Origin of the sequence: Pelagibacterium luteolum (assembly GCF_900100665.1) — a bacterium.
GTDB classification, from domain to species: domain Bacteria; phylum Pseudomonadota; class Alphaproteobacteria; order Rhizobiales; family Devosiaceae; genus Pelagibacterium; species Pelagibacterium luteolum.
Window position 1 is genome coordinate 21,123 of record NZ_FNCS01000024.1, and the last position, 23,287, is coordinate 44,409.

The 23,287-nt window shown below is 56.9% G+C and carries 20 protein-coding genes; 15 read left to right on the forward strand and 5 right to left on the reverse strand.

All coding sequences use genetic code 11. The features are described from left to right. The first annotated feature begins 89 nt into the window (after positions 1–89). The 4 genes from repA to BLR31_RS19585 all read left to right on the forward strand — a co-directional run bounded on the left by repA (position 90) and on the right by BLR31_RS19585 (position 4,391). Positions 90–1,298: a plasmid partitioning protein RepA gene (gene repA, locus BLR31_RS19570; RefSeq protein WP_090599609.1), complete on the forward strand. Its 1,209-nt coding sequence runs from the start codon at positions 90–92 to the stop codon at positions 1,296–1,298. Between the two features lie 71 nt (positions 1,299–1,369). Beyond that, a complete protein-coding gene (repB, locus tag BLR31_RS19575) occupies positions 1,370–2,347 on the forward strand; it encodes a plasmid partitioning protein RepB (RefSeq protein ID WP_090599613.1) in 978 nt (325 codons plus the stop codon). 153 nt (positions 2,348–2,500) lie between these two features. Beyond that, positions 2,501–3,808 carry a plasmid replication protein RepC gene (repC, locus tag BLR31_RS19580; RefSeq protein WP_090599664.1) on the forward strand — a complete coding sequence of 436 codons (1,308 nt, stop codon included), beginning with the start codon at positions 2,501–2,503 and terminating at the stop codon, positions 3,806–3,808. 211 nt (positions 3,809–4,019) lie between these two features. Further along, entirely contained in the window at positions 4,020–4,391 is a 372-nt protein-coding gene (locus BLR31_RS19585; protein ID WP_090599617.1) for an MbcA/ParS/Xre antitoxin family protein, read from the forward strand. Between the two features lie 376 nt (positions 4,392–4,767). Here the strand turns inward: BLR31_RS19585 and BLR31_RS19595 are convergent, their stop codons facing one another. Continuing rightward, positions 4,768–5,745 (reverse strand): tyrosine-type recombinase/integrase, encoded by a 978-nt coding sequence (locus tag BLR31_RS19595; protein WP_244505161.1) that lies wholly within the window; start codon positions 5,743–5,745, stop codon positions 4,768–4,770. Positions 5,746–6,064: 319 nt separating this feature from the next. Between BLR31_RS19595 and BLR31_RS19600 the strand changes: the two genes are divergently transcribed. The 6 genes from BLR31_RS19600 (at position 6,065) to BLR31_RS19625 (ending at position 12,173) form a co-directional block, all read left to right on the forward strand. Beyond that, positions 6,065–7,018, forward strand: coding sequence for a DUF1403 family protein (locus BLR31_RS19600; protein WP_090599625.1), 954 nt, complete (start codon positions 6,065–6,067; stop codon positions 7,016–7,018). A 2-nt stretch (positions 7,019–7,020) separates the two neighbouring features. Continuing rightward, entirely contained in the window at positions 7,021–7,707 is a 687-nt protein-coding gene (scpB, locus tag BLR31_RS19605; RefSeq protein WP_090599629.1) for an SMC-Scp complex subunit ScpB, read from the forward strand. 437 nt (positions 7,708–8,144) lie between these two features. Next, a complete protein-coding gene (locus tag BLR31_RS19610) occupies positions 8,145–9,485 on the forward strand; it encodes a type II toxin-antitoxin system HipA family toxin (protein ID WP_090599633.1) in 1,341 nt (446 codons plus the stop codon). Between the two features lie 3 nt (positions 9,486–9,488). After that, the gene (locus BLR31_RS19615; protein ID WP_090599637.1) at positions 9,489–9,794 is read left to right on the forward strand and encodes a helix-turn-helix transcriptional regulator; all 306 of its coding nucleotides are present in this window, start codon (positions 9,489–9,491) and stop codon (positions 9,792–9,794) included. Between the two features lie 738 nt (positions 9,795–10,532). Beyond that, positions 10,533–10,874, forward strand: coding sequence for a DUF736 domain-containing protein (locus BLR31_RS19620; protein WP_090599640.1), 342 nt, complete (start codon positions 10,533–10,535; stop codon positions 10,872–10,874). 390 nt (positions 10,875–11,264) lie between these two features. Continuing rightward, a complete protein-coding gene (locus tag BLR31_RS19625) occupies positions 11,265–12,173 on the forward strand; it encodes an ArdC family protein (protein WP_090599644.1) in 909 nt (302 codons plus the stop codon). A gap of 111 nt (positions 12,174–12,284) precedes the next feature. On the opposite strand, the gene BLR31_RS19630 is transcribed toward BLR31_RS19625, so the two are convergent. The 4 genes from BLR31_RS19630 to BLR31_RS19645 form a co-directional block, all read right to left on the reverse strand. Further along, positions 12,285–12,527: a WGR domain-containing protein gene (locus tag BLR31_RS19630; protein WP_090599648.1), complete on the reverse strand. Its 243-nt coding sequence runs from the start codon at positions 12,525–12,527 to the stop codon at positions 12,285–12,287. Positions 12,528–12,655: 128 nt separating this feature from the next. Next, positions 12,656–14,644 (reverse strand): Ti-type conjugative transfer system protein TraG, encoded by a 1,989-nt coding sequence (gene traG / locus BLR31_RS19635; protein WP_342027606.1) that lies wholly within the window; start codon positions 14,642–14,644, stop codon positions 12,656–12,658. Continuing rightward, the gene (locus BLR31_RS19640) at positions 14,556–14,804 is read right to left on the reverse strand and encodes a conjugal transfer protein TraD (RefSeq protein WP_090599655.1); all 249 of its coding nucleotides are present in this window, start codon (positions 14,802–14,804) and stop codon (positions 14,556–14,558) included. The genes traG and BLR31_RS19640 overlap by 89 nt, the downstream gene beginning before the upstream one ends. After that, positions 14,797–15,081: a TraC family protein gene (locus BLR31_RS19645; protein ID WP_244505157.1), complete on the reverse strand. Its 285-nt coding sequence runs from the start codon at positions 15,079–15,081 to the stop codon at positions 14,797–14,799. The genes BLR31_RS19640 and BLR31_RS19645 overlap by 8 nt, the downstream gene beginning before the upstream one ends. A gap of 156 nt (positions 15,082–15,237) precedes the next feature. On the opposite strand from BLR31_RS19645, the gene traA reads away from it, so the two are divergent. The 5 genes from traA to BLR31_RS19675 all read left to right on the forward strand — a co-directional run bounded on the left by traA (position 15,238) and on the right by BLR31_RS19675 (position 23,223). Beyond that, a complete protein-coding gene (gene traA, locus BLR31_RS19650; RefSeq protein WP_244505158.1) occupies positions 15,238–18,969 on the forward strand; it encodes a Ti-type conjugative transfer relaxase TraA in 3,732 nt (1,243 codons plus the stop codon). Beyond that, entirely contained in the window at positions 18,966–19,493 is a 528-nt protein-coding gene (gene traF, locus BLR31_RS19655; RefSeq protein ID WP_090599657.1) for a conjugative transfer signal peptidase TraF, read from the forward strand. The genes traA and traF overlap by 4 nt, the downstream gene beginning before the upstream one ends. 22 nt (positions 19,494–19,515) lie before the next feature. After that, complete coding sequence (locus tag BLR31_RS19660) at positions 19,516–20,652, forward strand: conjugal transfer protein TraB (RefSeq protein ID WP_090599673.1); 1,137 nt, start codon at positions 19,516–19,518, stop codon at positions 20,650–20,652. 473 nt (positions 20,653–21,125) lie between these two features. Further along, on the forward strand, positions 21,126–21,446 hold the full coding sequence (locus tag BLR31_RS19665; RefSeq protein WP_090599660.1) for a helix-turn-helix transcriptional regulator: 321 nt from the start codon (positions 21,126–21,128) through the stop codon (positions 21,444–21,446). Positions 21,447–22,173: 727 nt separating this feature from the next. Further along, positions 22,174–23,223 (forward strand): IS30 family transposase, encoded by a 1,050-nt coding sequence (locus BLR31_RS19675; protein WP_090598647.1) that lies wholly within the window; start codon positions 22,174–22,176, stop codon positions 23,221–23,223. Positions 23,224–23,287 lie beyond the last annotated feature (64 nt).

Consider the following 23,287-nt stretch of genomic DNA (forward strand, 5'->3'; position numbering starts at 1 on the left):
AAAATCATTGTGGCCCTTCTAGAATCGGGCATAATCACGGTTGGAGCAGCAGATATGGTCGAAAACCGATATTTGGAGCCTGCCGGGGAATGAACGTGATTGCCAAGCTCGAAGCCGAAAATCTGTTGCACTTCGAAAAACTGATCCTGGAGCAGGGTGATCAGATATCGAAGAAATTGCAACTTCTGAGCGTTCAGCGATACCCGCCGAACGCCAAGAAAGGCTTGCGTTCGTTTAATCTTGGTGAAGTCGCCAACTATCTTGGGGTATCTCAAAGCCATCTCAAGAAACTTCATCTCGAAGGGAAGGGGCCTGTTCCAGAAACTTCGCCTTCGGGTCGCAGGACCTATACCGCTGATCAAATGCTTGAGCTTCGCCAGTATCTCGATCGGTATGGCCGCTCAGACGTCAAGATGTACGTGCCGCACAGAAGGGCAGGGGACAAGCTCCAGATCATTACGGTCGTCAACTTCAAGGGCGGCTCGGGCAAGACAACGACAGCGGCGCATTTGGCTCAGCATCTGGCCCTGACGGGCCATCGCGTTTTGGCACTTGATCTTGACCCGCAGGCCTCTCTGTCAGCTTTGCATGGGTTCCAGGCCGAATTTGATCAAGCCAGCTCGATCTATGATGCCATTCGTTACGATTCCAAGCGCGTACCCTTGTCTCAGGTGATCCAACCCACAAATTTTCCAGGGCTCGATATCGTGCCTGCAAACCTTGAACTTCAAGAGTTTGAGTACGATACGCCGCTTGCAATGGCGGATCGAACGTCGAATGCCGGAAAGTCGTTTTTCACTCGTATCGCCAGCGCGCTTGAAGAGGTCAACGATCGCTATGACGTCGTGATCGTCGATTGCCCCCCTCAGCTGGGCTATCTCACAATTACGGCGCTGGTCGCTGCAACTTCCGTTCTTATAACGATCCATCCTCAGATGCTTGATGTGATGTCCATGGGGCAGTTCTTGTTGATGCTCGGTGGCATCCTCGAGCCAATCCGCAGCGCGGGCGCGGAGGTCAATCTCGAATGGTTTCGTTACCTCATCACGCGATATGAACCCACAGATCAACCCCAAGCGCAGATGGTTGGGTTTCTTCAGACCCTGTTCGGTGGGTTTATTTTGAAAAGCCAGATGGTCAAATCGACAGCGATCTCGGACGCGGGGATCACAAAGCAGACGCTCTATGAAGTCGAAAAGAGCGCTATGACCCGCTCAACATATGAGCGTGCCATTGAATCGCTGGACCAAGTGAACAGCGAAATCACCGGGTTGATCCATAAATCATGGGGGCGGTGAACTTGTCAGCTGACAAAATCACTGTTTTTGGACGCAAACTCAATAGGTTGGCACAGAGCTAGTAGGCGAAAATGGCACGAAAAAACTTACTTGCCGGATTGGTCGGTGCTGATGAGCCAAACGAGGCGGCTAGACCAGCATCCTATCCAACACGCGGCGCAGCAAAGTCGATGATACGCTCTGTTGGCGACCTAGCTCGGCAGGCGGACGCCTACCTAGAGGGCGAGAACATAGTTGAGGTCGATCCAGCAGATATCGATCGCTCGTTTGTTGCTGATCGTATCGGCGATGACAGGGAAGAATATGTCGTTCTGAGAGAAGCGATAAAAGAAGGCGGTCAGAATACGCCCGTGCTTTTACGGCCTCATCCGACTGAGAGCGGCCGGTTTATGATCGTCTTTGGTCACAGGCGCGTAAGAGTTGCCCGAGAACTTGGCCGGCGCGTACGCGCTGTGGTCAAACAAATGTCCAATGAAGCGCACGTAAAGGCGCAGGGCCACGAAAACTCAGCACGCGCCAATCTGACTTTTATCGAAAAGGCGAGCTTTGCAAAGCAGCTCGAGGAACTGGGGTATGGGCGCGATCTTATTGTGTCCTCGCTCGGGTCGAACGAGGCGAGCGTTTCCAAGATGATTTCCGTCGCTCGTCGCATCCCAAGTGACGTCATTGAAAAGATCGGCGCAGCGCCAAGTGCCGGACGAGAGCGATGGGTCGAGCTTTCCTTGCTCGTGGGCAAAAAGAGCGATGTCACAGCGCAGTTTCTAAGCGATCCAGACGTTGAGCAGATGTCGAGCGACCTGCGGTTTGAGAGCCTGTTGGGGCTCCTCAACACGTCCGGTCGGAAAATGCGCAAAGGGCTGCCGAAACAAGAGCACAAATGGTCAGCGCCCGATGATGCGCTCCAGGCGACCTTCAAACAGTCTGGGAAAAAGACAACGCTTGCCCTTGAGGATCCAAGCGGCGCCGGCTTCGGCGGCTGGATAACCGAAAATCTGGACGCTCTCTATGAGCAGTTTCAGAAAACACGATCGACAAAAAACGGAGACTGAACGCAAAAGAAAAAGGCCCCCCAACGTTACCGCTGCGGAAGCCCTTCTCATCGTCTAGCAACCTGAGAATCGCAAATCCGCGAATCGCTGTCAAGTGTAGTGGTGCCTTTAGGGCGCGCCGGGACGCTTTTGCCTGAACGGTGAAAGAAGATGATGCGGATACACAATACAACGACGCCCTTTGGGCGGCGGACGATGACGCTTGACCATGTCGCAGCTCAAATGGACGCTGAGGGCCTTCACGATAAGCCCCCCGTCGATAAATGGCGGACATTTCAGGACATAAGGGAAGCACGAGAGAAGATCGGTGCGACCGATCGTTCACTCGCGATCCTCAATGCCCTACTATCATTTTATCCCGAAACAGTGCTGTCGGCGCAAGAAGGGTTGATTGTCTGGCCCTCCAATGAGCAGCTGATTGCAAGATCGAATGGAATGTCGCCGGCAACATTGCGCCGCCATCTTGCCGTCCTGGTCCATTGCGGACTGATTATTCGACGCGATAGTCCTAACGGCAAACGCTTTGCTCGTAAGGGTTGGGATGGACAGCTCGACCAGGCCTACGGCTTTGATCTGTCGCCCGTTGTCGCCAGGGCGAGGGCCTTTGCGCAAATGGCTGAGGATATCCGGGCTGAGCGCCGGGCCTTGCGCGTCGCCCGAGAGCGGGTCACGCTCCTGCGCCGTGATATTGCAAAGACGATCGAAACAGGCATCCATGAAGGCGTGCCGGGAAACTGGGGTGCGGCGCAAACCCGGTACGTTGAGATTATGGCGCGGCTTCCACGCCAAGCGGACCGCACCCTGGTCGGTGAAATCGGCGATGAACTCGAGGCGTTATACGCCGAACTGCGTCAAGCATTGGAATCGTTCGTTAATTCTCTAAAAATGAACGCCAATGAGTCTCATAATGAGCAGCACATACATAATTCAAACCCAGACTCCCATAAAGAATCTGAAGATCGCTCTAGAAACCAAGAAGAAGAACCAAGCAGCGTTGAGAACGACCGCAAGGTGGAGAGTCTGCCGAAGCGGGATCTGCCTTTGGGCATTGTGCTAGACGCATGCCCGGGCTTGATCGAACTCAATGGCGGGCGCGCCATCGTTAACTGGCGCGATTTCGTGGCGGCAGCTGAGTTTGCGCGGCCGATGCTGGGCATTAGCACCAGTGCCTGGGCCGAAGCGCTTGCCGTTCTCGGGGCGAGGGAAGCGGCAATAACGCTGGCCGCCATCTATCAAAAAGGCGAAGCGGTCAAATCTGCGGGGGGCTATTTGCGATCGCTTGTGGATCGGGCCAAAGACAACAAATTCTCGACGTGGCCGATGATCATGGCGTTGCTGAGGGCAAAGCTCGACGCTGAGGAGCCCCCGAGGACACAAGGGCCTGAACACTCCGATGGCAATCGTAAAGCTGGCATTTCGGTTTCGCCGTCCTTGCTCCAAAACCTCGCCAAACCTCGATAGGGCAGGGGAGTAGGACGCGTGATTGGTAGAGTGGCACTTAGGTATAGGAGGCGACGGTCACCAATGCAGGCCATCGACGCGCAGCCTCGGCGCGATAGGGGGGACGCTCAATGCATCACTCGTCTAGAAAGAGAACAACGTGCAGCTTGTTCTGAGCGCATCGTGAGCGCAAATTGATCATTTGGTCTTCAAGAGCTGTCCGGAGTGTAATATGCAGCCCCACGTTTCAGACGTTGAAGCCTTCCGATTTGGTGACGGCGAGATCGTCTTTCTATCCTCGAGCCACCTCGCCACACAACTGGGGATAACACAGTCTGAACTCGCCAAACTGGCAGGACTCGCTCGGAACACTCTGAGCGCCAAGTCAGCGACCCGCAAAGTTGACTTAGCTCTTAGTCCGATTGTGCGTATCCTAACTTTGGCCGCTGACATGGCGGGGGACGAGAAACGTGCTGTTATCTGGTTCAAGCATCAACCACTGCCCGGCTGGGCGGGAAAAACAGCTTATGATTTGGTGAGCGAGAGCAAATCGGCCGAGGTTTTGTCGTATTTGGAGGCAGTACGCGCAGGCGTTTATGCCTGACGAAGGCGGCTCGCTGGTTATATGGCGCGCATAAGACCCGAATTGCTTGCACTTGCTATCAGCAGGGGAGGACGCTTGTGGGCGCTGGAACCCGCAAAGCGTACCAACGATATACGCCGCTCTTAAACTATCGAGGGCTTGGGTTGAATATGATCAGGGCATATCTGCTCTACAAACGCCTCAACACAGCTGTCTATGATGGAGGTGTCTATCCTTCATTCGTGTCACAAGGTGGACATTGCGTTGCTTTATGGCATTGGAATGAACCAAATGGCCCAGTCATTCGCGCGGTCGACCCCGATAGCAGGTTGCCAAATTCCCCAAGTTCTTGGTCGCAGCGTTGAGCGAACAGCGCGTGAGTTGTGTTTTGCTCAGCCTAAAGGCCTGCAGCTTTAGTCAAATTTACGCGGAACCGGTCCCGGCGCCGCTGGTAGCGACGCGTCATCTCGGCGGAGGCGTGGCCCAACTGCTTTTGTACATGGCGTTCTTCGACCTCGGCCGAAGACGCCAGGCCAGCGCGCAATGAATGGCCTGAAAACAGCCTTAAACGCCGATCTTCCGGTAAATCGCCGCGAATACCCGCCGCGAGCGCTGTCCGCTTTACAAGGCGTGCAACCTCCTGGCCATTGAGGCGCTCGGATCCGACTTTTTTGCCCTCGCCAGTGACCCGGCGAAACAGAGGGCCATGCGCCACACGCCCAAATTTCTGCCAGGTTTCGAGCGCTTGCACTGGACACGTCGCGCTGGAGGATCCGCGGCCAATCTCGGCCTCACGCCATCCGGTCTTACCCCTAAGGGTGACCAAGATACCTTTGTCGAAGCTTTCGATCCATCCGCGACTGTCCGTCGTTTGGTCGCGACCACAATCGAGACCCACAATCTCAGACCGGCGCAATCCCCCGGCAAATCCAACAAGCAATATGGCGCGGTCACGCATCCCACGCAAAGACCCAGGGTCTAACGTGCCAACCATTGCAATCAGGTCTTCAGGCAAGATTGCTTCCTTCTGGCGGGCAGGGGCGCCATGGGTGTTGCGAATTCCCGCCATCACCGTAGCTATGTGGCGATCCTTACGATCTAAAGAGTGGCCGCGTTGGCGATAGTTCCAGCTCAGTGATGATAAGCGCCGCGCAATTGTCGCGACCGAGCTGGGTTTTTTATCTCTCGTCACCGCTCCTGATGCACACGCGGTGATATAGAGCCCAACCACCTGCGGGTCAGGAGTGAGAGCGTCTAAGCCTTTTCTCCTGCACCAGCTGGCAAAGTGCTTCCAATCAGAGGCGTAAGCGCGGCGCGTATTGGGAGAACTCGCTGCCTCCACATACTCTCGAGCCCGGTCGGCGAGACCTGTCATATGAGAGGGCAGGGAGGGAGCTGTGGTCTCTTGTTCCGGCGCTGCGTTCACCACAGCCTCGGCATGGCCGATTAAGGGTAGCTGCGCCGGCGTTTTTGCGTCTTGAGAGCTCATAAACCACTTTTATCCAAGCCCTGTGGACGCGCGGAGCGCCCTGGAGCACGATGGTTGAGGATTTGCTCGACGAGAGCGTCAAATTCGAAGCTACTAACTAACGAACGATAATGCAACATTATCATTCATTTTACATCGTCGACAGGCAGGGCGGTTTATGGTAATTTTATTGTTATAAAGCGCCGCGGCGTGGTAGCGTCCGACTATGAATTTTTTAGGTGACGTCTCGATATCGGACATGCGGGTGGTGCCTAGGGTACCGGCGTGGGCGCGGCCACGCAGCGAAGCACAATCCGATGCCGACGCTGCCTATCTCGCCGGCGCAGCCTTGATTTCTCTTGATTATCTCGTGCGGGAAGCTCCGGCTTGGGCAGGCGTGTGGCGCATGCGGCTCGCCCTTAAATCGGTCGTAGCTGCAAGCCGACTGCTCAGGCGCGCAGATGCGGAAACCGATCTGCGCGATGCGCATGTGTTCCGGTCAGTTGGCGCTGACCCGGGACCTGCGGGAAAAGTGCTTTTGGCATGGCGGCGTCTCGCCAGTCGATCAGCGACACTGGACGAGGATGTGGTGCGTTCCATCGCCGAGCTGCTTGATCTGAAATGGGATGGCGCGCTCGCCGAAGTCCTCGCCAATGCTCAGGAAATGTATGGTTCTCAACGGTCGGCACCGACAATTGCCGCTGAGCTCGCAGCAAGTGCCTACAGGGCGCGACCCGATGCCGAACTCCTTGCGTATTGGTTGGCCGATGCGGTGCTAGCTCAGAAATTCCACTGGCCAGTGCCGATCCCTTTGCTGGCCGGACAGATTTTGTCGCCGGTATTGCGGACTGGCAAATTGGGAAATCGAATTCGGCCGGGCGAAACGGGTTGGGGCAGGGCGGTGTTTACGGCCTACGCCCAAGCGGCGGCCGACGCGTGTGACCTGGGTATTGATCTCGACAAGCGGGCAGGGCGCCTTCTTGAAGTCGCACCACGCCTGCGAGCTAAGGGGTCGGCCCAGGTTGTGAAATTGTTACTTGAAGAGGATGGACTGCCGGCGTCCTGGTCTAGCGCAAAGCTTTCGGCCCGTGGCGCTCGGCGCCTCTTTGAACGCCTAGAGGAGTTGGGTGCGGTGCGCGAACTCAGCGGCCGACCCACTTTCCGCATTTACGGGTTGTAGTCATGGCGAAACGCGCCAAGGGCGCTCATAGCGGTGCCTTTGATCCCGAACTCGCTGATCTGCCGCCCGAGGCTAGATGGCGGGAGTGGATGAACCGCGTTGAGGCTGTTCTGTTCGCCGCACCCCAACCCGTCGAGCGGTCGGCTCTGGTCCGCATAGTTGGCCGTAGCGCCAGCATAGACCTGCTCATCGATGATATTCGCGCCGAACTTGTCGGTAGACCGTACGATCTGGTCAATGTGGCCGGAGGCTGGCAGATGCGCACTCGGTCAGCGTATGCCGACGCTATAAAGGCATCAATGGCTTTACCTGAGCGCACGGTGGCTTTCACGCAAACCGAGCTTGTCGCGCTTGTGACGATCGCCTATCACCAGCCCGTAACCAGGGCAGGCGTTTCTGAAATTCTCGGGTACGAAACGTCGCGCGATATCATAGGGGCACTGCGCGACAAGGACATGATTACGGCGGGACCGCGCAGCCCGACGCCCGGCGCGCCGTTCACCTACGTGACGACCAAACGGTTCATGGAGCATTTCGGGCTCAACACGTTGCGAGACCTTCCTGACGTGGAAACGTTGGAAGATGCAGAGTTGCTAGGTTCTTCCAGCAAAACCGCAGCAGCAATGCCGATCGGATCAACGTCGCACTCCGATCTTTACGGACAGGACGAAGACGAAAGAATGTCATAGCGAAGGACTTATGATCGCGCAGGCAATCTAGCGTCACACAGACGAGATTATAAAAAGACTTTGGCATGGCGCTTCGCCCCTTAGAGTCGCGCTGATCTCAACTATGGCTTCTGGATCGACCCCGTGTTCCCAACCCCCATCGTTGCCAGCGTCGTGGCCGTTAAGTCTCCCGCCGTCCAGAAGCACTTTGACCCACCGTGATTGTGCGAGTGCCAGCTACTCTGCCCCAGCGTCGGGATTGGACTATGCAGCATTCGTGAGGCGATGCGAGTGCTCATCGATTTTTGGGACCTGCATAGAGCGCCAGAACTGATGCGCAGCCCCGCGATGGAGAGGGCTCTCGCTTTACGATCTGCCCACATCGCTTTTATGACCCATTATGATGGGTTGTTTAAATGGGATGTCATTGCTATTGTGCCTGTATAAGGGGGCAATAGATGAATCTGGATATCGAAATTTTCCTTGCCGATGAGTGGCATAGAGCTGCCAATCTCTTTGTCCATGAGCCCGCACTAGGGTATCGCGGGCCGGTGACGCTTGACTACGATCCGCAATATTTCTTGGACCATGCGTCGATCGATTACTCCCAAGGACATCCCGCCCGAGACATACGCGCGCTCTCAGTTCGTCTGCCCGTCGATCTAGCATCCCGTTATACCCAAAAATGGCCTCCGTTTCTGCTTGATCTCATTCCGCAGGGCCATGCTCGCAGGCAGCTGGCATTGGCGATGGGTTTGGAGGAAAACAGTAGAGCCGCGGATCTGCCGCTGCTGCTGCGTGCGAGCGGAAACACGATTGGAAATATCCGCATCGCCCAGGCAGAACAAGAAGAGCGGCAGCGGCTCGCTTCGTCGACACCGGTGGGCGTGACTTGGGGCGAGATGCTGGAGCGAAGCGAGCGGTTCATGGAGGTGTTTGACCGCTTTATGATGATCGCCTCTGGATCAAGCGGCTTGCAAGGAGAGTGGCCAAAGGTGGCCATGACCCAATCGGCGGACGGGCTCTACTATCCAGACCCGATCGTGGCCGACGACCAGGCGATGGACCACGTTATCGTCAAACTGCTCCGTAGCGATAAGGCGACCGACCGCGACATTTTAAGACTTGAAGGATTGTATTCCTCCATTGCCGCTCAGATTGGGCTTAACGTAAAAAAAGCCGGTACTTATGCGCCGGGCGTTCTAATCGTGCCCAGATTTGACCGGAAAATCGTGAACGGTCGGACGATCCGTTTCGGTCAGGAGAGCATCGTTTCTGCTCTAGGTGTATCCGAATTTGGCTATGTCGGGACTCATGAGAGCTACATTGAGGTCATAAAGAGCGTTTCGACCGATCCTGACGCCGATGTCATCGAATACGTCTTACGCGATATTGCTAATCTGGCTATGGGAAACACCGATAACCATGGTCGGAATACGGCCATCGAGAAGTATACGGATGGCACTGTGCGCTTGGCGCCCGTGTTTGACTTTGCGCCCATGCGTCTGGCTGACGAAACCATTGTCAGATCGACCAGGTGGGAGTGCATGAAATCAAGAGGGGGCGACACTTTACCGAACTGGCAAGTTGTGTGCGATGCTGTCTATCCCAACGACAAAGATCGTGCGGGCAAGCTGCTGGCGTCGCTAGTGGCATTCGGCGAGCGCCTCAATGAGGTGCCCAAACTTGTTGCATCGGAAACACGCGACATCGAGCCCAGCATTAGTCGAGCTTTGTCCAGGTTCGACGAGATCAGAAAGAGCCTGACTGTGAATTTGCCAACGCTGGTGAAAAGGTAAATTATGCCACGCTGGAAGATGCCCACCAAGGAAGAGACGCGCACGCTGCGCAGGGAGCTAGCGACACGTGCGCGCTCCGGCACGCTGCGCTTTCCCGATGCCGTGGGCGAGATCCGAAAGTCACTCGGGATGACCCAAGAACAATTCGGGACCATGCTGGGCATGAGCCGGCGCCAAGTTGCGGAAATCGAGAGTGGTCGCGCAAACCCGACATTGGAGACACTTTTGAAGATCGGAAAGCTGTTCGGCTTTACGGTCGGATATATCCCGGAAGAGGCAGCCGACGAGCATTCCGTTGCCAAGCAATAGCTGTGAGCTGACAGGATATCGCGAGAGTTTCGACGACTATATGTTGGGTCGACCTCCGAAAGACGATGCGCTCACGCTTGCCCGCCGAAACAGTGGCCGCATGGGCTTTCTAGGTTCCGTTCCAGCATGACATTGCAAATGCGCCACCCACGCACTGCGATAAAATGGGGCGGCAGAGGCAATAGGCAGCGTCGTTCGATCGCGGCGCCTCCTCACTAACCTTCTTAGGTAAGCCGGACCAGTTCCCCCAAAGTCTAATGTAGGCCGATTAAGATACACCTGTTCTGCGGTCGTCACGCGTGCTTGATCGAATGAATTCGTATGCGCCTTTCCATGAGGCAGCAGTCACTTTTGCCTGCATCCTTTTGAGCAAGAGCTGACGCGGCGTTCGCGGACCGATTGTTGCATCATGTGGCGCGTCACCGGTCATCTCGGGCACCCGCGCCGTCGTGGAGCTGGGATGGAAAACCACGGCTCCACACCTTCACTTCGACCTCGTCCACGGCTCGCTTAACGAGAGGTCTTTGTAATTGTGTTGCTCAAATCCAGCGATCCCTTTGTTGGCATTATCGGTGACTTTGCATCACCAGCCAGCGGGGGAACGGCATTTAGGCAGGCACCTCTTCCTTGAAATCTGCCAGCTCTCTTTTGGCCCCGTTTCCAGCACTTCGGAGATCCACAGTGTCGCATCCGAATTCGGTTTGATCCTTTTGGTGCTTTAGCCAAAGGAGCGTGTAAATGACCAGCCGCACAAATTTTGTTCAGATCGATGCTAAGGGCCTGACCGGAAATATCGCTTCAATTGCTTTCGATATCGATATCGTGGGAGAACCCGTCAGCAGCGAAAACGAAAACGCACCACGCTATAGACTTTTCACCCAAAGCCCTCGCGGTCGCCAAGTCGAGATCGGCGCCATTTGGGAGCGGCTCAATAGAGATGGGAAACCCTATTTTGCTCTCAATATCACGACAGGGCATGCCCGGTTTCACGCCAATTTGGGTCGCTATCCGGGCCAAGACGATGAAATGCTATACGCGGTGATCCCCAACGACCATTTCAACTTTGATCGCCGGACCTGAGCATTGAATCCGGGGGGCTACGACCCGTTCGTGGCCACGTTTTCTACCTAAAGCACGGACATGCCACGGTCTTGCCCAGCTAGGGCACGCTCGTTTCTTGGCTTTATGGCCGATGGACGAGCCTATCGGTCCCTATCCCTTCTGAAGGAAGAAATGTCAGCCCGTCCGGGCTGTCGTTTTCCGCTTTAAGTGGGGCCTGGCGTCCCCGTCCTCCGTCAAGACCAAGCCCTCCGGGCGCAGTCAGCGGTATCCCCGTCCTTCCGCACTCTGTTTGTGCAGGACGGGTGATCCCCCTCCGCTGACTGCGGTCTTGACGGCGTCCCCCCGCTCATTGGCGCGGGCCTAGTCCGGTTGCATGCGCAACCGATTTCAAGACTGGGAGACAAGCCAATGAACCCCGATATCTACACACAAGTCACTGAACGGATCATCGCCGATCTCGAGCAAGGGCAACTGACATGGCAAAAGCCGTGGTCGGTTGGACACCGTGATAGCACCACCATGCGTCCGCTTCGCCATAACGGCACGTCCTATGGGGGCATCAATGTGCTGATGCTCTGGAGTGCGGCGATTAGGGGCGGGTATCAGTCCCCCTTCTGGATGACGTTTAAACAGGCCCAGGATCTCGGTGGGCATGTGCGTCGGGGAGAGCGGGGGAGCCCAGTGGTTTATGCCAATACGATAACCAAATCTGAGCGGGGCGAGGATGGCGCAGAGCAAGAAAAGCGCTTTGGGTTTATGAAAGCCTACACCGTTTTCAATTGCGACCAGATAGAGGGACTCGATACTGACTTCTATGTTGGCACCGAGCCAATTGGGCGTTCCAATAATGCTATTGCGCATGCCGACACTTTTATAAGCCAAACCGGTGCTAAAGTTTTCCATGGCGGCACGCGCGCATACTATTGCAGCGCGACCGACCATATCCAGGTGCCCTATCGGGGGGCTTTTCGCTCTTCAGAAACCTATTATGCAACCCTGGCTCATGAACTGGTTCACTGGACCAAACACCGCTCCCGGCTGGACAGAAATTTTGGCCAGACACGCAGGGGCGACCAGGCCTATGCCCGCGAGGAACTGGTTGCTGAACTCGGCGCTGCCTTTGTGTGTGCCGATCTTGGCCTCAACCCCCATCGCGACATCAACCATGCCGCATATATCCAGGCCTGGCTCAAGATTTTAAAACATGACAGGCGTGCTATCTTTACCGCTGCCGCTCACGCCCATCGCGCCGTTCAATATCTCCATGAGCAGGCACAAAAAGCGCCGTGCCATGGGCCAAGCTCCCCAGTCGCGTGAGACGTCGCGCGTAGGGTCCAATCGCGAGCAGACGTCGCACGGCTTACCGGGCCGCCACAGCGCAAAGCTGGGCGGCGCGGGTCAAATGGCCGCTCTAAGAGCAGATCGCTTTCAATGCGGGACATATCCACGACCCATTTTCTTGCGTGCGAGAGAGGTGGAAAAAGCAAGGGCCGCAGACGGCTGATCAAAACATTGGCGTATTATCCGACCCCTAGCGCCGATCCGTCCCCAGCGCCGCACAACGCAAAGATCGCCAAACATCGTGCGTTCAATCGATACAGCGTAGTACCGGGCGATGTTGCGCCCAGGCTCGCAACGTTCGGCGTAAAATGAATATGCGTGTGGCTCCATGGCCCTAAGAGTCGCGCCGGTACGCGTGTTCGTCCAACGACAAATGTGAATCGTACCCACGGGTTCGATTCACATTGGTGATGATGGTCCCCTAAGCTCGAGGATCCAGTTTCCTTGGATCGCGTCCATCACTTGCGGGGGGAGGCGCTGGCCGCGAACCGATTTTCACCGACAAGAGCCCTCATCTCTGGGCGCCGGAAATAGAGCGCCCGGCCGCAGCGCAGGGGCGCGTTTCCGCTGGTGAAAACGATCTGCTCATCGGCACGCATGAGAGTGACTTCGTGGCTCAGTATGAGAGGGCGCTGGGAGAGCTGTTTCGAACGTGTCCGCGATGCGCCCATGTCTTTCGACGTACTGGAAATCTGCGTAACCTCCACCGTCGTTGTGCCGCACCGCTTCGATATGTATTGAGCCGTATCAGTGTCGTTGATCGCCGAAAACGACACCCACGAGGCGGACTCGAACCATTTGCTGGTGGCGTCAGCTCCACCAAACGCCTCTCGCATCTGGCCCAGTGACTGAAACAGCATCACTAACGTAATGCCATATTTCCGTCCAGCGTCGCGGGCGGTTTCTAAAATGCGCATATAGCCCAGCCGCGCGGCCTCATCGAAAACGAACAAAGCCCGTTCCGACATTTCCCCTTTGCGATTATAGACTGCCATGAGCAAGGCGCCGACAATCACCCGTGCCATGCCGGGGTGGTTTTCAAGCGTGAACAGGTCGATATTGATAAAGACGGTGCAAGCACCATCAGCGATCTCATCGGTCCTAAAACTGTTTCCAGACACGAGCGAAGCGTAGTTTTCGTAAGACAGCCAGTGCGTCTCCTTCGCCGCTGTCCCATAAACCCCGGAAAACGTTTGTGGCGTCATGTTCACAAAGGGCGCGACAATCTCGCGGACAAACCGCGATGTTGTTTCCTCGTGTAACTCACCTAGGGTCTTCTTGAGCGTCTCTTCCGGCTGCGCAAGGACCTGCCGCACGGTGCGCAAGCTGCGCTCGTTTGGTCGAGCGTCATCGTCAGTTTTTGAAGGCGCCCGCAATACAACGTAGGCGATTATAGCGGTGATGAGTTGTTGGGCCGATGTTCTAAAGAACTCGTCTGATCCAGACGCCAATTGCGGGCGCTCGCTCATAATCCAGGCAGCGACCGATGCAATGTCCTGTTCTGGCGTGTTGCCATTCAGGCCGATCCAATCAAGGACATTAAAGCCAATCCGAGGCGCATTGGGATCGAGCGTAAAGACGGTCTGGCCATGCTTTTGACGGTGGGCGCTGACCATCGGCGCCACTTCAGTCGACGGGTCAAGGACCACAAGCGTGCCCTTGAACTTGAGTGCAGTGGGGATGACGGTAGAGGTCGTTTTAAAGCCGCCCGATCCTGCAAAGACCAGACCGTGCGTCGACCCAAAGCTTGCGTCAAAACACAAAAGTGACGCCCGCCCGCCCCGGCCCCAGGTATGCTTGCGGCGAGGATCGAATTTGACGTCACCGATAAGCTCTTGATCGGGCCGAGATGCTTCACCGATTACAATTCCGCCGGTTTGCGGGAACAAGGCACGAGCAGCCGTTTTGCTCATCCATGTACTTTCACCGTGAACCGCCCTACGTCCTGTCAACCGGGTCGGCCCGATCGTCCCGAACCCTCCATTTCCAAGGACAACAATGCGTAGCGCCAACAGTGCAACCAAGAGGGTGATAATCATCCCGACGCGCGCACCGCCGTCCTGACGCACCAGTGCCGGGGGAACGACTGCCTGAACGATTGCAGGCTGCCACAGCGCAAGGACGATCGAAACGATCAGCGGTGCTAAAGTCCCCAACATGACACCTCCCGCGATCCGTCTGACGTTTGGCGAACCTTTAGATCCGAACAAGACGATCAGACCCAATGCCGCCGTGCCAAGGTGGGGCAGGGCGCCCGGCAATAGGGCCCAACCCGGGTGAGCGAAGAGGTGCGGAGCGAGCGCCGCAAGCTTTGGTGCGTTACTCGCCAGGGTCAGAAAAGCGCCCAGTAAGAGAGCGCTAATCGCCCCGATCAGCACGTAGCCTTTTCGTGTCATCGTCAAAGATCGCTTTCCCGCGACGCCTGTATCGCGCACGTGTTTCATCATGGCCAAGCGCGTCAAAACCCTCCGAGAGCAGACCGAGCAGCACGGCCGGATCTTCATGACCAAGACCCGCTTTCACGATGAGCCCACCGAGCTGAATTTTTGAACGCGCATCACGTTTCCGATCGCGCGCGCGCTGAGCGCGATACTGCCGCTCAACCATCGCCAGTCTCTGCTTTGTCCGAATGTGCGGTCGGTGCCGTCCCGGATTGAAACTGGTGCGCGAGATCGCGCAGCCCTTTTAAGAGTGTACGGTCTGAGGCCTTCACTTCATGAAGCCCGGCTTTGACAGCCAGATGGCCGAGCCGTTCCGCCTCACGTGCTTCGGCGTGTCTCAGCTGTTCGTGGAGCTTGGAAATCTCATTTTTGATGTGTTCGGTTGATCGAGGAAGCCTGGTCATAGCGCCTTCGCGGTATGTGTGGATTTCGGTCCAGATCATCGACGCTGATTGTCGCTTTCGCCACTGCGGCTTCCCGAAGTGGCTGGTCGTTTTCCGACCAGCCATAGTCCCGGCATTTGGAAAATGCATCTGAGGGCGCGCTTATACGTCGCTGCGCGACGTAGCCCGGAAGGCTTTGGTGACCGGACCCCGAAATTGTCTTTGCCAGTCTGGATGCGCTTTCGCGCCGGGGTGGCTCTAGTGGCGATCTATCACTTCGAAAGCCAGATCATCAGCCGCGGCGCCGGCCGCAGCGCTGTGGCGGCTGCCGCCTATCGCCATGCAGCCAAAATGGCGTTCGAGCGTGAAGGGCAGGTGGCCGACTTTTCCAACAAGACAAATGTCGCCTATGCCGAGTTCATGATGCCCGAAGATGCGCCTGGCTGGGTGACTGCCATGATGGCGGATCGCAGCCCATCACAGATCGCCGAAGCGTTCTGGAACAAGCTCGAGAATTTTGAGGTTCGGGCCGATGCGCAGCTCGCCAAAGAGTTCGTTCTGGCTTTGCCCAAGGAGCTGACGAGGGCTCAGAACATCGCTCTGGTGCGCGATTTTATTGCCGCCCAGATGCTCTCGCGCGGCATGGTCGCCGACTGGGTCTATCACGATATCGACGCCAACCCGCATGTGCACATCATGACCAGTTTGCGCCCGCTGACCCATGACGGGTTTGGCGCCAAGAAGGTCGCGGTTGTCGATCAAAACGGAGATCGGGTCCGCGGCAAAGACGGCAAGATTGTCTATGGGCTTTGGGCCGGAGACAAGGCAGTCCTCAATCAAATGCGCGAAGCCTGGGCGGCAGTTCAAAATGTCCATCTTGCAAAACACGGCATCGATGCACGGGTCGATCATCGCTCCTATGAGGCGCAGGGGATCGATCTGACCCCGCAGGGCAAGGTCGGAGTGCAAACGCGCAATATCGCCGAGAGGGCCAAAGCCGAAGGGCGCGGTATCGATCTTGACCGCATGGCGCTGCACGAACAGCTGCGGCGCGAAAACGCTGCCCGCATTGCCCGGCGTCCCGAGATCGTCATCGATGCGATCTCAAACGAAAAGAGTGTCTTTAATCACCGCGATATCGCCAGACACCTCCATCGCTGGATCGATAATGGGGCGCAGTTTCAAAATCTCTTTGCCCGCATCATGGCCAGTTCCGAACTGGTCATGCTGGCGGCCCAGGGCGTTGATCCCGATACCGGGAAAGTGACACCCAGCCAGTTTGCCACCCGCGCGATGGTGCGGGTTGAAGAGACAATGGCCAAACAGGCGCGCCATCTCTCAACCCATGGTGGGTTCGGTGCAGATGGTCGTGTTCGCGATCACGTGCTGGCGTCCCATACTCAGCTCTCCGATGAACAGCGCAACGCCATAGCGCATGTGACCGGTGATGCCCGTTTGGCGCTGATCGTTGGTCGGGCTGGTGCGGGCAAAACGACAATGATGCGCGCCGCGCGGGAAATCTGGGAAGCGTCGGGCTATCGTGTTGTCGGCGGTGCGTTGGCCGGCAAGGCAGCCGATGGTTTGCAGACTGAGGCGGGGATTGAAAGCCGCACGCTCGCCTCCTGGGCGCTGCAATGGGAGCGGGGACGCTTAAAGCTCAATAACCGGACCGTCTTCGTTCTCGATGAAGCGGGCATGGTCTCTTCACGCCAGATGGCTGACTTCGTTTCCGCTGTTGCCTACGCTGGCGCAAAGATCGTCCTTGTCGGTGATCCCGATCAGCTGCAACCGATCGCAGCGGGCGGTGCGTTCAGGGCGCTGTCGGAAGAGGTCGGGTTTGCCGAGCTCTCGACCATCTATCGCCAGCGCGAAGCGTGGATGCGCGACGCCTCAATGGCGCTGGCACAGGGCAGGGTGGATCAAGCTCTCTCTGCCTATCATCAACGTGGCCACATTATCGAAAGGGCGACAAAGGACGAGGCGATTGCGTCCATGGTGGCCGATTGGGTCGCCGACTACGATCCCCAAAATAGCCCGACCCTGATGCTCGCCTTTATGCGCAAGGATGTGGCCCAGCTCAATGCGCTGGCGCGGGAAGCGCTGTGCGAGAAGGAGATGATCGCAGAGGGCGAGCCGTTCCGGACCATCAACGGTCAGCGCAAGTTTGCGGCCGGCGACAGGGTGGTGTTTTTACAAAACGAGGCCTCCCTTGGCGTCAAGAACGGCATGCTGGGGCGCGTGGTTGCAGCCGAGCGCGGCAAGATAACTGTCGATATCGGAGACGGGCAGGGCGCACATCAGGTCACAATCGAACAGCATTTTTATGCCCAGATCGATCATGGCTATGCCACGACCATTCACAAAAGCCAGGGCGTCACTGTCGACCGGGTCAAGGTGTTGGCGTCTTCTCTCTTTGACCGGCATTTGAGCTATGTGGCGCTGACCCGCCACCGGGATGGTGTGCAGCTTTATGCCGGCGCCGATGAATTCAAACGCGCCGTGCGGACTGATCACGCCCAAGGGGTCAGGGGCGTGATGGTTGCGACCGGACAGGCAAAATTCCGGGAGGGTGACGATGGAAAACCCACCCCGTATGTCGATCTGCGCGATAGCTCAGGTAAGACGCATCGGCTGTGGGGCGTGACGCTGCCCGAGACGCTCAAAAGGGCAGGGGCGAGGGTAGGGGACACTGTTACCCTCACGAGGAAAGGCACAGAGGACGTGACCGTCAAGGTGCCGGTCACGGATCCCTTAAGCGGGGTAAACCGGTTCGAGGACAAGACTGTCGAACGCAATGTCTGGGTCGCGACCCGGCACGACATCTCTCACCAGGATCGCACGCAGGTCACCGAACAGTCGGCGCAGCCTTCAGCCCTGTTTCACCAGCTCGTTGCCAGCCTGTCGCGGTCGCGGGCCAAGGCGACAAGCCGCGACTTTGCCGGCTCCGCCCTTCACGCTGACGCCGTCGCCTATGCCACACGGCGCGGGCTGGATGGGGCCAGGGTGATTACGGCGGCCCTCCGCAATCAGGCCAACTGGCTCACCCAACAGCGCGAGCGGTTGGCCCATGCGGGCGAGAAACTCGGCGCTCTTGTCGCGCACTTCGGATTTCACAAGGTCACCGCTGAGGCAAAATCTGCTCAGCCTGGCGGCGACGGCCATTGGTTGGGTGGCCGGACGACCTGGACCCACACCATCGCACAGTCCGTGGAGACCGCATTGCACGCAGACGCCCAGCTCACCGTTTTATGGTCAGAGCTCAAGGAGCGCTTTGGCTTTGTCTATGAGGCGCCGCACGCGGCGATCGCGGCCATGAAGATAGAAAAGACGCTTGAGAGTGACAGGGCCGCCTTAAAGAGTATCGCCGACCAGCTCACCCGCGATCCGGAAGCCTTTGGCGCGCTGCGCGGCAAAACGGGACTGTTCGCATCGCGCGCGGACAAGGCTGAGCGCAACATGGCGCTCAACAATGTCCCGGCGCTGCGCCGCGAGATCGCCAATTATTGTCGGCTCCGCGACGAGACCATCGGCCATCTCACAGCCGACCTGTCACGCGCGCGGGAGCTTCAGAGCATCGATGTGCCAAAGGTATCGGCAGAAGCACAACGCGTCCTTGAGCGCATCGCCGCTGCGAAGACAAATGCCGACCTTAACGCCCGCATCGCGCACGAACTCAGTGACAAGCAGCTCAGAAGCGAGATCGCGCGCCTCAATGCCGCCCTCAAGCAAAAGTTTGGCGAACGAGCTTTTGCGTCACGCGAGCCTATGGGCCCGGACTTCGAAGCTGTGGCCGAAGGGATATCTGAGGGAGAGCGATCAAACCTGACCCGAGCATGGACGGTGTTACGCGCCGCCCGGACGATTGCCGCCCATGAAAAACGAGTGGAGCACGATCGTGATCTGGGCAGACAAAAAATGAGGGTACATGGTCAGGGGCTTGTAAGATGACAAAGCGTTCGACGACGTTTCTGATCGCGCTTTGCGCATCGCTTCTAGCAGGTCTGGCCACACTTGCCTTGGGCAACTATCGGCTCAATTTCAGTCCGAGTAGCGCTTATGGTCTTTGGCAAATCGAACCGCTCGTGCGAGCTGTCCGTGTGGGAGATCGCCTTTTTGTTTGTCCGCCAACGGGCGAGATAACTCAGTTAGGACGGGAAAGGGGGTATCTGGCAAATGGGCTCTGCCCGTTAAACGTCGGCCCCTTGATAAAAACCGTTGCTGCTCTGCCGGGCCAGTCGATCGAGGTCGGCGACCAAGTTGTTATCGATGGCAATGCGCTGACGAACTCGACCCCTCTGGAGGTCGACGCTCGAGGGCGTGTCATGGGACGGTATGGTGGCGGCAGAGTACCCAAGGGCACGGTTTTTCTGCATTCTGAATTTTTTGGCTCTTACGACTCCCGCTACTTCGGCCCAGTCCCCACCGAGGGGGTTCTCGGATTGGCGCGGGAGGTGGTCACCTTTGCTCCGTGACCAGTGGTGGTACTCTCTTGGTTTGATTGCAGCGAGCGGGGTGTCAGGAGCCATCGGGTGGAGCGGATCTGCGCTGACCCTGCCAGCAAGTTGCGTCTTTCCAACACTTTGGGCTTTCGCACCCAATCGCCTTATCGCGGCACTCGTGACGCTCGCCTATTTTCTCTCGGCATCACGCGGCCTCCCCGTTGGAGCTGCAAACTTTTTTGGTGCGAGCATGCTGATGGGGATCGCGCTCTGGATCGCCGCGTCGCTTGTATTTGTGAGCGTTTATTTTGTGCTTTGGTCCTCAAGGAGCGGATGGTCGCGAGCCGTACGCTACGTGGTGGCGTCGGCGCTAATGAGTGTTCCGCCATTGGGCATTTTAGGCTGGGCAAACCCTATTACGGCCGCCGGGATCCTTTTTCCAGGCTGGGGATGGTGGGGGCTCGCAGCCATGGTCATTGGCTTGATGACCATGACTACCAGGTTATGGCCGGTCTTCGCACTGTTTGCGATGTCGGTCACCACACTAGCATCCAGCGCGTCAGTAGCCGACTTCCCGGAAGGATGGCGGGCTCTAGACACTAGGTTTTCAACGACTGCGGCATCTCAAACGACCGGTTATGAACAGCAGCTTGCGACGATTAGATTGGTGAAAGCGGCCGTGCGCAGCGGGGCTAATACAATCATTTTACCTGAGAGTGCCCTTGGCATTTGGACTGCGACGACCGAGGCGCTCTGGGCTCGGGAACTAAAAGGGTCCGACGTCGTGGTCAATGGGGGCGCAATTGTGATCGACGAAGATGGGTATGACAACGTCATGGTCCAGGTGAGCTCTGATGGTGGGAAGCCTATATATCGCCAACGGATGCCAGTTCCTGTCTCAATGTGGCATCCCTGGGCAGCAGGTGGCGCAAAAGCGCGTTTTCTCGAAAATCCTATTACAGTGCTTAGAGATCATCAGATCGCGCCGCTCATTTGCTATGAGCTGCTCCTCGTATGGCCGGTTTTGCAATCAATGCTGTTTGACCCACAGGTCCTTGTTGCCACCGGGAACGGATGGTGGACTGAAGGTACAAATATCGTGGCGATACAAACGGTGAGTGCCAATGCCTGGGCTCAACTATTTAATCTGCCCGTTTTCATCGCCGTAAACCAACCACGAGGCGAACTCTAGACGAGATGTTCAGCTAGCCTCCGCACGAAATAGCACGGTGGGAAGCCTGTATGCCGAGGGCCTCGCCATCGTCCGTTCGGTCGAGGGCCTAGTTTCGCTCTGTCTGAGACAGCCTCACTCTGTGGGCGAATAGTCCTTAAGTTTTAGAGTTGGCGGTGGGGAGCCATAGCGGCAAGTTCGCCATTGCGATTACCGTCAGGCAGTGCACTTCACGACGGGTGTCGATGCGGTTCCCTTTGAGGCGATCACCCAGAGCATGTGAGTTCTCCTACTTCCATAAAAGGCGGTTTGCAGAATGTGTTTAGGGTAGGACGTCAGCTCGCGCTCAGTTGACCGGGGCGCTGGGCAAGTGATCCTAAAACAGATCATCGCGATCGCGCTTATGTACGCAAACGTATCACGTCCGTTGAGCATTCGGCAGAAGATATCTATACGTATCAGATCTTGAAGTCATCAACTGAAAGGTAACATGAATGTCTGCCGGCTCTATTGCGCTGCACGAGATTGGTGCCGAGCTCAAGCAGGCGCGGATTGCTGCGGCTCTGACTCAGGAGCAAGTCGCCGAACGCGCTGGCATCTCACGGCCCCGCTATCGCGATATTGAAACGGGCGTTGCTGCAGCGCGGGCGACAACTCTTATCAATATCGCTCGTGCGGTCGGCCTGGAGGTCATGTTGATCCCACACGTTATGGTTCCTGCGGTCAATGCCCTGTTGCGACCCTACGATGACGAAAGCGATCTTCCTGCCTTTGTCTCACAACCTGATGAGGTCGATAGTGGCCCCAAACGATAGGCACCCTGGTGGATCTGGTCGCTTGAGGTATTGCTGGGCGATGTTAAGTTTGTAAGGATCGTCAGGACCCCGAATGCCACATTTTCCAGTAGTTCCCGCCAGCGATTTTCTCTCTAGTTTAACAAGTACCATGGTGAAGCGATCAGAGCGGGAGTGATCAATGGCACCAGCCATGGGCGCGTTGTCGGGGCATATCTTTCCCGGACCGAGCTCGAGTACTTCGAGCGCCTTAAGAAAAGAGGCGTGAAGTGCTCAAGGTGGGGAAACTCGATGACCAAACGCTTTCTGCGATCGAAACGGCCCAGTATGGGGCTGAGACGTGTAAGTAACCCGACACCGAAGCCAGGTCTCGTTGCTGGTGCTCTCGAGGGAAAAAAAGGGTTGCCCTTGCAGTTGTAGTTACACAGCCTTCCAGCGTTAGCGGACAGGTCCGAACGATGGTGGTACCGATCACCCATACCGCGCCCCATGACCCCAGCACTTCACCAAAAACCCGACGAATGTTTGCCAGAACCTGCGGCTGGACGATGAGCGCCGCTGCCTATGGTCTGCGACCGAAAGCAGGCGGTGGCACGAGGCAATTAGGCGGCATCATTCCGTGATGGCCCAATGAAATGAAAGACCGAGTTCCATAAGATACATTATGCGAATCCGATATGTAGCATGGCACATTCTATTCTGAAATGCAACGCAGGCGTTATCATGCCTGTTTTTTCAGGAGAATGTTTTGGCCAGAAGCTTCACACAATTGAGCCTGCAAGAGCGCCGCACGATAGCCAGGTTGCAGGAACAGAAAATTCGCCAGTCCGAAATTGCGCGGCACCTCGGTCGTGACCGCGCTACGATCTGCCGTGAGATCAGGCGCAATTACTGGCATGACCGCGAATTGCCTGAAGCCACGGGCTATTGGGCCATAGCGGCCAACGAGATGGCCAGAGATAGACGGAGACGCGTCGGCAAGCTTTACCGCTGCGATGATTTGCGGATGAGTGTGATCAATAGGCTCAAGGAAGGCTGGTCGCCAGAGCAGATTGCTGGAAGGTTGAAGGTTGAACCTGGGATGACTGTGCGGCTGTGTCATGAAACGATCTACCGGTACGTCTATTCTCCTGAGGGTCAGCATCAACGCCTCGCGCAATATCTCCCTGAACGGCGCAGGAGGCGACGCCCATGGTACGGACGCAAGCCTCAAAGCCCCGTATTCCCCCCTGATCGGAGCATTAGGCACCGCCCTGAGCTTATCAACCAGCGCCAGCAATTTGGGCATTGGGAAGCAGATCTGATGATTTTTCGGCGGGAGCACGGTGAAGCTAATGTGGCCACTGTAATCGAACGGAAAAGCCGATTTACGCTTCTGTTCTGCAATAACGACAGGCAGTCCAGGCCGATTATGGACCGCTTGATAAAAGAGTTTAGCCCCCTGCCCTTGCCGGCGCGTCAAAGCCTTACGTTTGATCGCGGCTTTGAGTTCGTTTCCTGGCGTCGATTGGTAGATGGCATGGGAACGACAGCGTGGTTCTGCGATCCTTCCGCGCCCTGGCAAAAGGGTTCGGTGGAGAACATGAACCGCCGAGTTCGACGCTATCTCCCTCGAGAGACGGTAATCCTGTCCCTACCGCGAACGTATCTGCGCCAGCTATGCGACCGGATTAATGGGACTCCGAGAAAATGCCTGAGCTATCGAACACCGGCAGAAGCCTTCCGCGATGAAATGCTAAATTTGAAGTTCACCAACCCGCCCCCGGTCAGCCCTTGCAACCCTGACCAGCCGGTCTGACCGGGGGCTACTGCTCTGCCAAGCGTCCCTCGAATGGAGCGTTGCATTTACATTCGAAGTCACA